The sequence below is a fragment of the Alkalihalobacterium chitinilyticum genome (assembly GCF_029028005.1).
Lineage (GTDB): Bacteria > Bacillota > Bacilli > Bacillales > Bacillaceae_F > Alkalihalobacterium > Alkalihalobacterium chitinilyticum.
In genome coordinates this window covers 1-1,673 of the sequence record NZ_JAOTPO010000043.1, presented here as the reverse complement: position 1 = coordinate 1,673, position 1,673 = coordinate 1, and the positions used below count along the sequence as shown (strand labels likewise).

At 34.4% G+C, this 1,673-nt stretch carries 1 protein-coding gene; it reads right to left on the bottom strand.

Annotated features, from left to right (window positions below; genetic code table 11):
* Positions 1-45: 45 nt before the first annotated feature.
* Positions 46-1,604, bottom strand: a protein-coding gene (locus N7Z68_RS24110) for an IS3 family transposase (RefSeq protein WP_275120953.1) whose coding sequence is annotated in 2 segments (ribosomal slippage) — positions 46-962 and positions 962-1,604 — 1,560 coding nt in all. Because the reading frame shifts where the segments join, the coding sequence is not laid out codon by codon here.
* Between the last annotated feature and the right edge of the window lie 69 nt (positions 1,605-1,673).

Below are 1,673 nucleotides of genomic sequence, written 5' to 3'. Positions count from 1 at the left end.
TGAACTGCCCCCTGTCAAGTAGACAGTGGAAATAATAAAAAGTATTTAAGCGGCTTTAGCTCTATATTCCATAGGGCTGAGGCCGTTTAATCTTTTTTGGTATCTTTCATGATTATAAAAATGGATGTACTCATCTATTGCAGTACAAAGTTCCTCAAATGTCTTATATTTATTTAAATAATATTTCTCACATTTCAGTGTTCCAAAAAAGGATTCCATAGGTCCATTATCAATACACCGACCCACTCGTGACATACTTTGTGTCATCTTTGCCGAATCTACCTTACGTTTAAATCCTTTAGAGGTGTATTGGAACCCACGGTCACTATGGATAAGTGGATGCTCACCATCTAAAAGTACTGTAGCTTGGTCAAGCGTCTTGAATACAAGTTGATTATTATTGGAATGTCCTAGAACATAACTTACAATCGATCCATCATAAAGATCACGAATCGCACTTAAATAGGCCTTCTTTGACTGACCATACTTAAATTCTGTAACATCCGTGACCCATTTTTCATTTGGTTTTGCCGCGTTAAATTCCCGATTTAATATATTTTCCGTGACATGTTGAGGTGTTGAGCGTTTATATTGGTTCTTCTTGACCCTAATGACAGAACGTAAGCCAGCCACTTTCATTAGTCGATAAATTCTTTTATGATTTAATTTCTTATTAAACTGTCTATTCATGTGAAGATTCATTTGGCGATAACCGAAAGTGCTATTAACTTTTTCATGGAGAGTTTTCATCCGTTTGATGATTTCTTCATTCTGTATTTCTCGGGTAGAAGGAGTACGATTAAGCCACTTATAGTATGCAGATCGTGCAATGTCGGCAATTTCACAAAGTAAACTAATGCTCAAATTCTCGTTCTCATGAAGCTCCTGAATAGCGACATACTTATTTTCAAATTGGATTTGGTTTATTTTCGCCTCCTTTCGATCTCCTCTAACTTTTTTAAAAATAAATTCTCTGCACGTAACCGTTCATTTTCTCTTTCTAACTTTTTCATTTGAAGGTTGATTTTCTCTTCTGGAGACAGTTGAGCTTCTTCTTTCTTTTTACCACGTTTATCTTTTAGCGCTTCCTCACCGCCATCTTCATACTTCTTAACCCATTGATAAACTTGTTGGTAAGAAACATTATAAGTACTAGCTGTTTCTTGATAATCTTTTCCGTTACCCAAACAATCTATTACAATTTGTATTCGTTCTTCCCAAGTCGTTTTTCTTCCCTTAGTCATAGAGCTCGTCCTTTCTTGTGACGTATCCTTTAATTCTCTATAACTATTATACTTGTTAACCCATCCTTGGAGCACAGTTCGACTTGAAATTTCATACTTACTAACGATTTCATATGCAGAGTATTCCCCTGTAAGAAAGTCGTTTATAGCTGATTTTTTTAACTCTTTTGAATATGATTTCCATGTGGTTGCTTGTTTTAAGCCTTCTGATCCATATTTCTCAAACTGCTTAATCCATTCTTTTAATGAATAATGAGTAATTTGAAATTTGGAACAAAATTCTTTTATGCTACATTCTCTTTTTTCATAAGCCAGTAAAACTTCATTTTTAAATTCTTTAGAATACTTACTATTAGGCATAGAAAAACTCCCCCAAGGTAAACAGATTTTTATTTTTTAATCTGTCTACCTATAGGGGAGCATATCACA